Annotated in this window: 16 protein-coding genes; 10 read left to right on the top strand and 6 right to left on the bottom strand. The window is 64.2% G+C overall.

Translation table 11 applies throughout. From position 1 onward, the window contains the following. Positions 1-51: 51 nt before the first annotated feature. Positions 52-1149: an alpha/beta fold hydrolase gene (locus ACH0BU_RS04540; RefSeq protein WP_296219983.1), complete on the top strand. Its 1098-nt coding sequence runs from the start codon at positions 52-54 to the stop codon at positions 1147-1149. A 53-nt stretch (positions 1150-1202) separates the two neighbouring features. On the opposite strand, the gene ACH0BU_RS04535 is transcribed toward ACH0BU_RS04540, so the two are convergent. Continuing rightward, a complete protein-coding gene (locus ACH0BU_RS04535; protein WP_206430579.1) occupies positions 1203-1724 on the bottom strand; it encodes a hypothetical protein in 522 nt (173 codons plus the stop codon). A 142-nt stretch (positions 1725-1866) separates the two neighbouring features. Between ACH0BU_RS04535 and ACH0BU_RS04530 the strand changes: the two genes are divergently transcribed. The 6 genes from ACH0BU_RS04530 (at position 1867) to lexA (ending at position 6688) form a co-directional block, all read left to right on the top strand. Continuing rightward, complete coding sequence (locus ACH0BU_RS04530) at positions 1867-2445, top strand: anthranilate synthase component II (RefSeq protein WP_125946146.1); 579 nt, start codon at positions 1867-1869, stop codon at positions 2443-2445. Further along, positions 2442-3431: an anthranilate phosphoribosyltransferase gene (gene trpD / locus ACH0BU_RS04525; protein WP_296219980.1), complete on the top strand. Its 990-nt coding sequence runs from the start codon at positions 2442-2444 to the stop codon at positions 3429-3431. Before ACH0BU_RS04530 ends, trpD begins: the two co-directional genes overlap by 4 nt. 20 nt (positions 3432-3451) lie before the next feature. Then, the gene (gene trpC, locus ACH0BU_RS04520) at positions 3452-4255 is read left to right on the top strand and encodes an indole-3-glycerol phosphate synthase TrpC (RefSeq protein WP_296219978.1); all 804 of its coding nucleotides are present in this window, start codon (positions 3452-3454) and stop codon (positions 4253-4255) included. Then, positions 4252-4719, top strand: coding sequence for a cyclic pyranopterin monophosphate synthase MoaC (gene moaC / locus ACH0BU_RS04515; RefSeq protein ID WP_145119988.1), 468 nt, complete (start codon positions 4252-4254; stop codon positions 4717-4719). Before trpC ends, moaC begins: the two co-directional genes overlap by 4 nt. A gap of 66 nt (positions 4720-4785) precedes the next feature. Continuing rightward, positions 4786-5970, top strand: coding sequence for a molybdopterin molybdotransferase MoeA (locus ACH0BU_RS04510; protein WP_296219976.1), 1185 nt, complete (start codon positions 4786-4788; stop codon positions 5968-5970). A 55-nt stretch (positions 5971-6025) separates the two neighbouring features. Continuing rightward, complete coding sequence (gene lexA, locus ACH0BU_RS04505; RefSeq protein WP_296219974.1) at positions 6026-6688, top strand: transcriptional repressor LexA; 663 nt, start codon at positions 6026-6028, stop codon at positions 6686-6688. Here lexA and ACH0BU_RS04500 read toward each other — a convergent pair. After that, a complete protein-coding gene (locus ACH0BU_RS04500) occupies positions 6679-7980 on the bottom strand; it encodes a ComEC/Rec2 family competence protein (protein WP_500263863.1) in 1302 nt (433 codons plus the stop codon). The genes lexA and ACH0BU_RS04500 overlap by 10 nt on opposite strands. 9 nt (positions 7981-7989) lie before the next feature. Here ACH0BU_RS04500 and ACH0BU_RS04495 point away from each other — a divergent pair, with 9 nt between their 5' ends. Then, positions 7990-9765, top strand: a complete 1776-nt coding sequence (locus ACH0BU_RS04495; protein ID WP_500263826.1) for a recombinase family protein — start codon at positions 7990-7992, stop codon at positions 9763-9765. 92 nt (positions 9766-9857) lie between these two features. Here the strand turns inward: ACH0BU_RS04495 and ACH0BU_RS04490 are convergent, their stop codons facing one another. Next, entirely contained in the window at positions 9858-10037 is a 180-nt protein-coding gene (locus ACH0BU_RS04490; RefSeq protein WP_500263825.1) for a hypothetical protein, read from the bottom strand. A 183-nt stretch (positions 10038-10220) separates the two neighbouring features. On the opposite strand from ACH0BU_RS04490, the gene ACH0BU_RS04485 reads away from it, so the two are divergent. Further along, positions 10221-10580, top strand: a complete 360-nt coding sequence (locus tag ACH0BU_RS04485) for a DUF2958 domain-containing protein (protein WP_500263824.1) — start codon at positions 10221-10223, stop codon at positions 10578-10580. Between the two features lie 48 nt (positions 10581-10628). On the opposite strand, the gene ACH0BU_RS04480 is transcribed toward ACH0BU_RS04485, so the two are convergent. The 3 genes from ACH0BU_RS04480 to ACH0BU_RS04470 all read right to left on the bottom strand — a co-directional run bounded on the left by ACH0BU_RS04480 (position 10629) and on the right by ACH0BU_RS04470 (position 12154). Next, complete coding sequence (locus tag ACH0BU_RS04480; protein ID WP_500263823.1) at positions 10629-11045, bottom strand: hypothetical protein; 417 nt, start codon at positions 11043-11045, stop codon at positions 10629-10631. Position 11046: 1 nt separating this feature from the next. Further along, entirely contained in the window at positions 11047-11610 is a 564-nt protein-coding gene (locus ACH0BU_RS04475) for a hypothetical protein (protein ID WP_500263822.1), read from the bottom strand. A gap of 112 nt (positions 11611-11722) precedes the next feature. After that, a complete protein-coding gene (locus ACH0BU_RS04470; protein WP_500263821.1) occupies positions 11723-12154 on the bottom strand; it encodes a hypothetical protein in 432 nt (143 codons plus the stop codon). A gap of 224 nt (positions 12155-12378) precedes the next feature. On the opposite strand from ACH0BU_RS04470, the gene ACH0BU_RS04465 reads away from it, so the two are divergent. Beyond that, complete coding sequence (locus tag ACH0BU_RS04465) at positions 12379-12855, top strand: hypothetical protein (protein ID WP_500263820.1); 477 nt, start codon at positions 12379-12381, stop codon at positions 12853-12855. Positions 12856-12958 lie beyond the last annotated feature (103 nt).

Genomic DNA, 12958 nt, shown 5'->3' with positions numbered 1-12958 from the left:
GCCGTAATCCGCGGGCTTCTCAACCGGCGATCCGCCCGATACGCACGGGGCATGCGCCTCCTTCCCCTGCTGCTGATCGCCGCCGCCGCGCCCGCCGCTGCCCAGACCACCCAGCCCGTCGCCACGCCGGCGAACCCTGCGCCCGCGCCGACGAACTGGCCCACCAGGGAAGGCGATGTGACGCTGCCGGGCTTTCGCTTCGGCACGGGCGAGACGATGGACCTGAAGATCCACTACACGACGCTCGGCACGCCGCGGCGCGGTCCTGACGGCGCGATCAACAATGCCGTGATGGTCCTTCACGGCACCGGCGGCACGGGCAAGCAGTTCCTCTCGCCGCAATTCGCCGACGAGCTTTACGGTCCCGGCCAGCCGTTCGACCTCAAGACGACCTATGTCATCCTGCCCGACAATATTGGTCATGGCGGATCGTCCAAGCCGTCCGACGGGATGCGAATGACGTTCCCGAAATATGATTATGGCGACATGGTCGCGGCGCAGAAGGCGATGCTGGAGAAGCTGGGCGTCACCCGGCTGAAGGTGATCCTGGGCACGTCGATGGGGTGTATGCACGCCTTTGTCTGGGGGCAGACCTATCCGGGCTTTGCCGAGCGGCTCGCGCCGTTCGCCTGTCTGCCGGTGCCGATCGCCGGGCTGAACCGCATGTGGCGCAAGCTGTCGATCGACGCGATCAAGGCGGATCCGGCCTGGAATGGCGGCAATTACACCGCGCAGCCGGCCCAGGGCCTGCGGACGGCGGCCAGCCTGTCGATCATCGCCGGTTCCAACCCGCTGGCGCTGCAACAGCAATATCCGACGCGCGAGGCCGCCGAGGCGTTCCTCGATCAGGCGTTCACGCGCAACAGCGCCAATCGCGACGCCAATGACTATATCTACCAGCTCGACGCGTCGCGGACCTATGATCCGTCGGCCGGGCTGGAGAAGATCACCGTGCCGGTGCTGTGGATCAACTCCGCCGACGATTTCATCAACCCGGCAGGCTATGGCATCACCGAGGTCGCGGCGAAGAGGATGCCGCGCGCCACGTTTCGCCTGATTGCCGCCACGCCCGAGACCAAGGGCCACGGCACGCATACCTGGGCCAAATTCTGGAAGGCTGACCTGTCGCGCCTGATGGCGACGAACTAGGCCGCAGGCGCATCATCGCGGCTGACGACTGGCCGCGATGATGGGGATGCGTGTCAGTCGCGCGGATCGTCCTCGATGTCGATGTCGGTGCGCGATTCGGGCGTCGCCTGCTCCACTTCGCGCTGTTGCTGGCGCTTTTCCGCCGCCCACGCCTGACCTGCCTGGATCCCGCAGCCGGTCTGGCCGCCGGCGCCGATCGGCGAGCAGGTGTTGGGGAGCCCGCCGGCGACGCGGCCGACACGATCGACGGTGGCGGCGCGGTTGACCCAGCTCTGGTTCTGCGCCGGCACCTCTGGCGGACGGCGCAGCGGCTTGGGCACACGGAACTGGTCGTTGGGATCGAGCCGGCTGCACACCACGATCTCGTCCGCCGCGGCGGTCGGGCACGCTTCATTCCCGGTCAGCGTCACCTGGCGGATTCGCTGCGGCGGCTGACCCGTTTCCGCCTGCGAGGATGCGCCTTCCTGCGCCTGAGCTTGGGGCTGTGTCTGGGCCTGGGCCTGGGCCTGGGCGAGCGCCGGCAGCGGCAGGAGCGACAGCGCCGCTAGCGGAACGAGATACACGGGGCGGAACATGCGAGGCGACCTCCTGGATGGTCCATCAACGATCACGCCAGCAGCTTTCTCCCCGCTGAACGTCGCGGCGGTGATTACGCGATCCGGCGGCGCCCGCAACAGCCGTTGCGGCGACGGCGGGTTACGCTATGTCGGGGCCAACATGATCCTCGTCATCGACAATTACGACAGCTTCACCTGGAACCTCGTCCATTATCTGATGGAATTGGGGGCCGAGGTGCGGGTGGAACGCAATGACGCGCTGACCGCGGCCGAAGCGCTGGCGTCGAATGCCACCGGTTTTCTGCTGTCGCCGGGCCCCTGCACGCCAAATGAGGCCGGGATCAGCCTGGACCTGGTCGCGGCCTGTGCCGAGAGCCGCCGCCCGTTGATGGGCGTGTGCCTTGGCCATCAGGCGATCGGGCAACATTTCGGCGGGCGGGTCGTCCGTGGGGGATTGATGCACGGCAAGACAAGCGCGATCGACCATGACTCCACCGGCGTTTTTGCCGGCCTTCCGTCCCCCTTCACCGCAACGCGCTATCACTCGCTGGTCGTGGAGGACGTGCCCGACGTGCTGATCCCCAATGCGCATGCGGCGGACGGATCGGTGATGGGGCTGCGCCACCGGGAGCTGCCGATCCACGGCGTCCAGTTTCACCCCGAAAGCATCGCGACCGAACATGGCCATGACCTGCTGGCCAATTTCGTGGCGCTGACGGGCGCGAAGGTGGCAGCATGACAACGATCGCCCTGCTGCCGGACCCGCGGTCGCCCTTGTCGCGTGAGAGCGCGGCGCAGGCGTTCGCCGACATTCTCGACGGACGCGCCAGCGAGGACGCGATTGCGCGGTTCCTCATCGACCTGTCCGATCGCGGCGAGACATCGATCGAGATCGCCGAGGCGGCACGTGCGCTGCGCGAGCGGCTGATCCCGATCAGCGCGCCGGCCAGTGCGATTGACGTCTGCGGCACCGGCGGTGACGGACACCATACGTTGAACGTCTCGACCGCGGTGAGCCTGGTCGTGGCGGCGTGCGGGGTGCCGGTGGCCAAGCACGGCAACCGCGCCGCATCGTCCAAGGCCGGCGCCGCCGACACGCTGGAAGCACTCGGCCTGGACATGGAGCGTGCCGGGATGCTGGCGGAGGAGACGCTGAACGAACTCGGCATCTGCTTCCTGTTTGCGGCCAATCACCACCCGGCAATGAAGCGGATCACGCCGATCCGCCGTCGCATCGGCAAGCGCACGATCTTCAACCTGATGGGGCCGCTGGCCAATCCGGCGCATGTCACGCGCCAGCTGATCGGCATCGCGCGGCCGGATTATGCGCCGGTGTACGCCGAGGCGCTGGAGCAACTGGGCACCGAGGCGGCGATCGTCGTGTCGGGCGAGGAAGGGCTGGACGAAGTATCGGGCGCGGGGCCGACGGTGGCGGTCGCGATCGGTGACGTGTTGCTGGGCAAGCGGATCGTGCCGGAGGATGCCGGGGTGCGCCGCCACCCGATCGAGGCGATCCGCGGCGGTGACCCGGCGCATAACGGCTATGCCCTGCGCCGGCTGCTGAAAGGGGAGCACGGGGCCTATCGCGATGCCGTGCTGATCAACGCCGCGGTGGCGCTGGCGCTGACCGGCGAGACGCTGACGAATGGCGCCGCCCGCGCGGCCGAGGCGCTGGACAGCGGGGAGGCCAACGACCTGCTCGACCGCTGGATTGCCTGGGCATGAGCGGCGCGAAGGGGAGCAGCATGACGATTCTCGACCGGATCCTGGCAACCAAGCAGGACGAAGTGGCGACGCGTCGACGTGATCGGTCGATCTCGGCGCTTGATCGTGAGGCGCGCAACCGGACGCCGCCGCGTGGCTTCAAGGCGGCGCTGGACCGGGTGGCGAGCGGCGGTGCTGGCAATGCGCTGCCGCGCTACGGCCTGATTGCCGAGATCAAGAAGGCCAGCCCCTCCAAGGGCCTGATCCGACCCGACTTCGATCCCCCGGCGCATGCACGCGCCTATGCCGAAGGCGGCGCGACGTGCCTGTCGGTGCTGACCGACCAGGACTATTTCCAGGGGCACGAGGATTATCTGATCGCCGCGCGCAATGCGTGCGACCTGCCGGTGATCCGCAAGGACTTCATGGTCGACCCGTGGCAGGTGGCCGAAGCGCGGGCGATCGGCGCCGACGCGATCCTGGTCATCATGTCCGCGCTCGACGATGCCGCCGCTGCCGAGATCGAGGCGGCCGCGATCGAACGGGGCATGGACGTTCTGGTCGAGGTGCATGACGCGGAGGAACTGGAACGCGCCCTGAAGCTGCAATCGCGGCTGATCGGCGTGAACAACCGCAACCTGCGCGACTTCTCCGTCAGTTTCGAACGAACGTACGAGCTGGTCGGCAGCGCGCCCAGCGATTGCACCTTTGTCGCCGAAAGCGGCCTCAACACGCGAGCCGACCTGGATGCGATGGCCGAGCACGGCGTGCGCTGCTTCCTGATCGGCGAATCCCTGATGCGGCAGGCCGATGTGGCGGCGGCCACGCGCGCGCTGGTGCAATGAGCCGCCTGACCCATCTCGACGAGCAGGGCGCCGCCCGGATGGTGGACGTCGGCGGCAAGACCGAAACCGCGCGCGAGGCGGTGGCGGGGGGCAGGATCACGATGTCGGCCGAGGCACGCGACGCGATTGCCGCCGGCGCAGTGGCAAAGGGCGATGTCCTGGCGGTCGCGCGGATCGCCGGGATCATGGCGGCAAAGCGCACCAGTGACCTCATCCCGCTATGCCATCCATTGCCGCTGTCGAAGGTGACGCTGGACCTGTCGATCGAGGACGACGGCGTCAGCGCGCAGGCCATCGTTGCCACCAGCGGCCGAACGGGCGTGGAGATGGAGGCGCTGACCGCCGTCTCCGCGGCGCTGCTGACCGTCTATGACATGGCCAAGGCGCTCGATAAGCGGATGACGATCGGCAACATCCGCCTGCTGAAGAAAACCGGCGGCAAGTCGGGCGATTTCGTCGCCTGACCCTCAGGGCCGCGCCGCGATTATTATGGGTGTTGCCGACAGCATGAATCTGTCACTCGCCGGATCATGAGCGAATTGCTTCCTGTCGCAGAGGCGCAGGCGCGCCTGTTGGCTGCGGCGCCCGCGCTGTCGACCGAAACGCTACCGCTGGCAGACGCGATCGGACGCTGGGCGGCGGTCCCGCTGATCGCGCGCCGTACCCAGCCCGAGCGCGACCTGTCGGCGATGGACGGCTATGCCGTGCGGTTCGGTGACCTGCCCGGACCGATGCGAGTGATCGGCGAGAGCGCCGCCGGACGGCCATTTGCAGGTGCCGTGAAGGCGGGCCAGGCGACACGGATTTTCACTGGCGCCGCCGTGCCCGAGGGCGCGGACACGGTGATGGTGCAGGAAGAGGCCCGTCGCGACGGCGATACTTTATGGCTCGATGGCGAAGGACCGGCACGCGAGGGCGCCAACATCCGGCGGCGTGGGCTCGATTTTGCGGACGGCGATACGCTGGTCGCGGCCGGCGAACGGCTGACGCCTGCGCGTCTGGCGGTGGCGGCCACCGGGGGGCTGGGCGACGTCACCGTCCGGCGCCGGGTTCGTGTGGCGATCGCCGCGACGGGCGATGAACTGGTCGAACCCGGACGGGCCGTCGAGCCCGGCCGACTACCGGAATCGAACCGCCTGCTGCTACGGGCGCTGCTCGCGGATCTTCCGGTGGAGATCATCGACCTCGGCATCCTCCCTGACCGGTTGGAACCGCTGACCGACACGTTCCGCCATGTGGCGGCCGACGTCCTCGTCACCACCGGTGGCGCCTCGGTTGGGGATCACGACCTGGTTCGTCCTGCGCTGCAGGCGGCGGGCGCCGCGATCGATTTCTGGCGCATCGCGCTTCGCCCCGGCAAGCCGCTGATGGCGGGGTGGCGCGGCGACATGGCCGTGCTGGGGCTACCGGGAAACCCCGTCTCCGCCTTTGTCACCGGCTTGCTGTTCGTGAAGCCGATGGTGGCGGCGCTTGCCGGGGCGGCGCAGCCCCTGCCGCAAACGACCACCGGCATCCTTGGCGAAGCGTTGCCAGCCAATGGCCCGCGCACTGATTATCTACGCGCAGAGTTGCGCGATGGACGGGCCTATGTTGCTACGATCCAGGACAGTTCCATGCTACGAACGTTGGCACGGGCAGGCTGCCTCGTCGTTCGTCAACCACATGCTCCTGCTGCGGCGATGGGCGACTCGGCAGAAATCCTCGTGATTGCTTGACGCGTCGGTTTACGTTCCTTAAAGGTTCCCAGTCTGTTCGCCGCGGAGATGATGCATGCTCACCAAAAAGCAGCACGAGTTGATCTGTTTCATCAATGATCGACTGGCCGAAACCGGCGTCTCCCCTTCGTTCGAAGAGATGAAGGATGCGCTGGACCTGAAATCGAAGTCCGGGGTCCACCGCCTCATTTCCGCGCTGGAAGAGCGCGGTTTTCTGCGTCGCTTGCCCAATCGCGCCCGCGCGCTGGAAGTGCTGAAGGTGCCTGATCGCCCGGAGAGCCGCGAGGCCGTCCGTTCATCCACGCCGGCGCCCGCACTGCCGGAACCGGCCAACGACGTGGTCGAGGTGCCTCTGCACGGGCGGATCGCGGCCGGCGCCCCGATCGAGGCGCTCGAAGGCTCCACCAGCCTTCCGGTGCCGGCGGCGCTTTTGGGCTCGGGCGAGCATTTCGCGCTTGAGGTTGCCGGTGACTCGATGGTCGAGGCGGGCATCCTCGACGGCGACTTCGCCTTGATCCGCAAGCAGGATGTGGCGCGCGACGGCGAGATCGTGGTCGCGCTGATCGAGGACAGCGAGGCGACGCTGAAATATTTTCGGCGCGAAGGCACGATGATCCGGCTCGACCCGGCAAATCGCTCCTACGATCCGCAGCGTTATGCGCCAGCGCAGGTGCGGGTGCAGGGCAAGCTGGCCGGGATTCTGCGGCGCTATTCCTGATTGGCCGGGCGCAGGCCCGCCGGCGGCGGGCTGAACGCTTTCTCCGGGCGAAACGTCGGTTGTTCATCCTTGCGCCAGCGATTCGTTGAGCGGCCCGAAAGGATTGGCATCCCGGCGAGCACCCAGGGGTGAGCATCGCCGGGGCGGATCACGGTATCGACGCGCCCGGTAGAGAGCGAAATCGCCACCCCGCCGGTTCGTGCGAGCATCTCACGATCGAGGCGCAGCCATCGCGGCGTACAGCGACGCGGCAGGCGGCGTTCGCTGACCACGATATCGGCATTGCGGCATGCCTGGGTCAGCGCGCCGGCGGGCACCAGATAGGCGCTGCGCGTCGCCAGCACGCGCCATACGCGGTCGCCGACGGGCAGATCGACGCGGCATAGATCGCGCGAACAGCGCGCCGCGCCCTGATCGGACAAGAGCACCGGTTCGGCGTCAGATCCGCCATTTTCCGCCAGCATGTCACGCGCATAACCGCCCGCCCGATCGCGCAGCAGCGCTACGCGCCCATCGGGCAGCCGCACGCCGAGATGCCGTCCGTCGCCGGTTACCAGAAGGTCGGGGGGTGGTGTCACCAGCGCCCAAAGCGCGCCGACCGCGACCGGGATCAAGCCGATCCGCCGCCAGCGCGTCCGCCAGAGCGCCAGCCACAGCCCGCCGCCGACCATCAACGCGAAGGCGCCCGCCGGCATCGCTGGCAGTGCCGCGACCGCCCCAGGCGCCGCCGCCGTCGTCCGGGCGATCCACAACAATAGCGATAACCCCTGCCCCGTCAGCCACCAGAAGGGCGCGCCGAGCCCCGTCGTATCGAACAGCAGCGCCAATGCCTCCAGCGGCATCACGACAAAGGTGGTCAGCGGGATGGCGACGATATTGGCCAGCGCGCCATAGATGCCGGCCTTGTGGAAGTGGAAGACGGCGATCGGCATCAACGCGACTTCGACGATCGCGCCGGTCAGCAGCAACGAGCCGCCATTGCGCAGGAGGCGGCGGCCCCATGATTCCTCGCGCGGCGCGAACCAGCGGCGGACCGCCGGATGCTCAGCCAGCGCGATGATCGCAGTGACGGCGGCGAAGGAGAGCTGGAAGCTGGGCCCCGCCAGGGACTCCGGCCAGAGCAGCAGCACGACGAGTGCGCCGGTCGCCACCAGCCGCAAGGTCAGCGCCTCTCGCCCCATCGCCATGGCGGCGAGCACCAGCAAGGCGGCGATGCAACTGCGGATCGTGGGCACCTCGCTCCCGGTAATACTGTTATAGGAGTTGGAAGCCGTTAACCCCTTCCGACGCAGAGATGGGAAATGACGCTACCGGCTACGATTTACGCGCGCTTCTCAAATCAGGAGCAGGCTCAGGGCAGCAGTAAGAGCCGACAGCTTACTCTCTGCCGGGATATGGTCGCCCGGCACAAGTGGCAGGGTTCAACAGATCGCGAGCTGATTGACGAGGGCGTATCAGCGTACAGTGGTGCAAACCGTGCTCCTGGCGGCCTCCTGTATGCGTTCGAGCAAGAGGCCGAAGCTGGCCGCTACCGGAACGGCCATGTCCTCGTCGTTGAGAACTTGGACCGCATCAGCCGTCAGGGCTACGATGCAATCCTCCCATTCCTTCAGAAGCTAACCACTCAGGGCGTCACAGTTGCGACCGTCGATGGCGACCGCGTCTATCCGGCTTACGAGCGCGTCACGATGGCATCGGTCATCGAAGCGGTGGTCAAATCGGAGTTGAGCCGGGAAGAGAGCGAGAAAAAGAGCCGCCGCCTGAAGGCCGCACAGAACAAGCGGATCAGTGACGCACAGGCAACCGCCGGCCAGCACATCAGCCACACGGCAACGATCCCCGCATGGATCGACGCTACGCGCATCAGCAAGCCGACCGAACGACCGGCGTACAAGATGACGCTCAATGACGTCCGCACGGCGGTGCTGCGGGAGATATTTCAGCTAACCATCGACGGCTTCGGCACTCCCGCTATCGCGAAGAAGCTGAACGCTCGCGGCGAACCCGTGTGGAGCCATCTTGGTCAGCGCAGCAACAACGGCTGGACGGTCGGCTATCTCACCAAGATCGTGATGAACCGCGCTGTCATGGGCGAGTACCATCCCATGAACCGCCCCCGTTCGGGCGCGCAAACCAGCAAGGGCATCGCTGTACTCAACCACTTCCCGCAAGCCATCGACCCGGTGACGTTTGCTAAGGCGCAAGCCGCTCGTCAGGAGCGTAAGGGCACCAGCGGGGCGTGGCAGATCACGCACAACAATCTGTTCAGCGGCATCGCCAAGTGCGCGCACTGCAATGGCAGGATGAAGCAAGAGGTGACGGTCAGAAAGGGCGGTGCTCGTCGCAACTCGAAGAACAAGCGCCTCATCAATCCGTCGAAGCAGGACTTCAGCTACCTCAAATGCCACAACGCCCTTAACCGCGTATGGGACGAGGAGAACAATCGACCGCGCTGTGAGAACCGCGCCACTGTCCGATATGAAAAGCTGGAAGCTGCGGTGGTCAGCATTGCAGTCGGATGGCTAGCCAAGCACCGTGAAGCTGCACCATCTGCCGACGTTGCAGAGCTTGAGGTTCAGATAGCAGAAGCGCGCCGCTTCCTAGAGGACAAGCAGAAGCAGGCCGAGAGCGCAGCGGCCAGCTTCGTTCGTACCAACAGTCCGACGATGGAGCGCCTCATGCTCCAATTGGAGACGGAGGTCGCAGACGACATGAAGGCGATCCGATCACTTGAAGATCGCCTAGCTACCGCGCGCACGAACGCCCCCTCGCCCGACTTCATAAAGCAAATGCAAGCGCAGGTTGAGGCACTTAGCAGCGAGGATGACGAGGAACGTAACCGCACTCGGGTAGCAATGAAGCAAACGCTCGCTCGGCTCGTCACCCGCATGGTCTGCCTCGATAGTCGCCTGACCTCCGTCACGCTCGGAGGCTCTCTGACGATCGTCATCGACAACGAGGGCAACGAGGTCGCTTCACGCATCAGCGAAACGAACACGATCTTCACCGGGCCGAATGGCGAACTCGATTGGAGTCCCGACGATCCCGAGGACAAGGAATACGAGTACGCCGCATAACGCCTGAGAGCGTCTGTGAGGCATACAGGGAGAGGATGCTACGCGGAGTAGCATCCTCTCGTCTTGGCCCCCTGTGGGCTTCCTAGCGCAGTTTAGAAGCGCGGAAGTTCAAACACCTCGGCGTCGATCTCAAGCGCGAACGAGTGACGCTTGCGGGTGCAGAAGACGCGATGGCCGGCGAACGAAAAAGCGAATTGGTCGTCTTCATACTCAGGCGAGTAATCTAGAGTAGCTTCGACGTAGTTTGCGAGGGCTGCGAGGTCGATCTGCACTTTCTATCTCCTTCCCACAGCTTGTGCTGCCAGAGTGGAAACAGGGCGAGCGAAGAGTGCCGCAGAGTAGATGTAGAGTGGTCGCGCTTGTAGATTGAAAAAGCGCAACTTGTTCTCGGTTTTTGGTTGCCCAGAGTTTCAGTTGGTGTTCGATATTCTAGCGGCACAAAGGGAGTTTGCCGCATGGAATGGATTAAGATGATCGGGACCGACGTTGTTCAGCAACTGGTTGCAAACGGCAAAGAGCAAGCGCCCCTCAAGGGCACCCGTCGCGAACGGGACTTTGAGCCCGTGTGTAAGCTCTTCCTGCCGTGGGCTGCGGGAACGTGGCTGCTCACCGAAATGGACGACGAGGGCCTAGCGTTCGGGCTGGCCGACCTGGGATTCGGAACGCCGGAACTCGGCTACATCAGCATAGACGAGATTTGGGAGGTAGTCGGGCCGGGAGGTCTGCGCGTCGAGCGCGACATTCACTGGAAGGCGAACAAGCCGCTTTCCGCTTACGCTGCTGATGCCCGACGCGACGGTCACATTCGTGCTTAAACGAGAAGCCCCGGAGGAAATTTGGGGCTTCTGAACCGCAGCCTTCAATCAGGATTTTGTATCGAAGTTGGTGCCTTCTGGAGCGTCTGGGTGAGCGCACCTACCCAGTTTCTCAATCTGCTCTTTTGCCCCAACTGTGATGCCCATATAAACACGCAGCCACAGCTTGATCGTCCGGTGATCTCCGTCATCAGTAACGTCTACAAGAAAGTCACGGCTATCGCCGTCATTCTGGTAGCTGACGCCGTTCTCGATCCTCATGGGGACCACGTGTGTGTGCAAGGTCCCAACGTAGCGAGATCCAAGGCAGCCCTCCAGATCATTAAGGCTGCGCTGCGTTGTGGTTTTCCAACGCGGCTCCTTGGCTCGCCACTTTTCAAGCCCAGACTTTGCGTTGGCCCCTGACGAGAGGCTCAACGCCAACACACCAGCCATCGTGGCCGCGCGACACCATGCGAGCGTCACGTTAAGCTCCCTCAGCAGCGCGCTTTTCTGCGATAACGGTATCAATATCGGCGGCAGAATACTTGCCATCAGCCTTTAGCGAGGCTTCGATCTCATCGAGCGGACGGCCATTGCTAAGGCTCTTGCCCACGCTGCGACGAACGCCCGTGATCGACGGCGCAGCCTTGCCGCTAGACGCACTGGCCTTGGGGATGCGGACCTTCGCATCGCCATTGCCCTTGTTCTTCAACTCGGTATCAAACTCGCCCGCGTTCACGGCCTGCTCGAACTTGTCCAGAAACTCACCGAAGCGCTCTTCCGGCATATGGTTCGTGGCTACGCCATTGATATCGAAGGTGTCGCCGTTCACCTTCACGGTGAGAGCGACGACGCCGTTCTTGACCTGCCACCACTTGTTCGGTGCCTTGCTAGTGGTCGTTGCTCGTGCTGCAAACTGGTCGCGCGTGCGCTTGATGCCATCGAGAAGCGGCTTGCGGGCCTTCGCAGGATCGACGGGGGTCAGCTTGAACTTCTCTGCTAAGCCCGTGTTGTCGATGAAGCCTGCTAGTGTGTCCCGGATGCCCATTAGTACCTCCACAAGTGTGCTGCACTCGTAGTTCCTACTGCGCGTGCAGAAGTCAATCACATACGACAAAGCCCCGGCCTTTCGACCAGGGCTGGAGTAGTCGCTTGTTCGGTTAAGCCGGCTTGTCGGCCTTCTTGGAAGCGCGCGTTGCCCGCATCTTCGTCGTGCGCTGCTCCTTCTTCTCGGTCAGCGCGGTCAGCTGGGCGTCGTACTCGCCGGCCTTGATGCGATCCGCGTAATAATCGAGACCTTCGATGAAGTTGGCCTTAGGCACGCTCATTTCACGCACATCAACGTCCGTATCTTGCACCTTCAAACGCTCCAGTACGAGGGCACTGTTCGACACGCGGATCGTGAAAGCGACTTTCTCGCCAGCGACCTTGAAGTTCTTCTTGCCCTCGGCGGCGTCACCAGCGGCAAACTGCTCCTTCATGCGTGCGATGTTGTCGAGTTCGACCTGTTGCACCGTACGGGCTGCGCTGCCCTTGCTGAACTCCGGAGCCTGCTGCGCGGGGACGAGCATTGCGGGGTTGAACTTCGCCATCTTGTGTAACTCCGATCTTTAGCAGTGCCCTAGTGCCCTGCTTCTGATCGTATGTTTCCAGCGTCCAACCAGGGCGAGCACAGATTACCAAATATCTGCTCTTGACGGCTACTCAGTCAGAGCACCGCGGTTTTCACTTGCCTGCACTGCACTCCCAGAGGCCAAAAACCGGACCTGAGCACTTTCACTAAGTATGTGTGTCAAAAAGAGAGAGGACGACGCACATGACTGACCAGTACCGATTTAAGTTCAACGTCTCGACCTTGGAGCACGCGAAGGTCTTCGATTATCTCGTAACGATCCCAAGCTATCGCTACACGATTGCTCGCCGCCAGATGGTCGGAGAACTAACGCTACGAGAGTGGAGAATTGTTCGCGAAGCCGCTCTCGCGTTGGAAGCGACCAAGCTGAACGACGGCGACAAGATCACTAGCACGGAGCAGATTGAAGCATTGCTCGCCACCGACAGCGATGCGAAAGTCGATGTGACGGTCTTCGGACTTCCAACCACGACAACGCGTCGCCTCCTGAACCGCGTAGCTATCCAAGTTGGACTCAACGAAGCCGGTTTGGCGCTTGAGGATCAATCACTCATGTTCACGCGAGGCACGGAAGGCTACCTCATCCAGTTCAGCAATGCCGACGACGCCCGCGCTTTCAAGCTCACCATGTGGTCGGTTGCGCCCAGCGAGAGCGCATGAGCACACGCCGTTCTGACAGCTTCTTCTGTGGATCGGCGTGGAAAAGGGACCCCGGTAGCGGGGTGATCGGCGTCGAAAAGGGACCCCTCATCCCGTTGGTCTA

This window comes from Sphingomonas olei (genome assembly GCF_045369765.1).
GTDB lineage: Bacteria > Pseudomonadota > Alphaproteobacteria > Sphingomonadales > Sphingomonadaceae > Sphingomonas > Sphingomonas panaciterrae.
The sequence above is the reverse complement of the archived record's forward strand: the minus strand, read 5'-3'. Positions and strand labels throughout refer to the sequence as shown.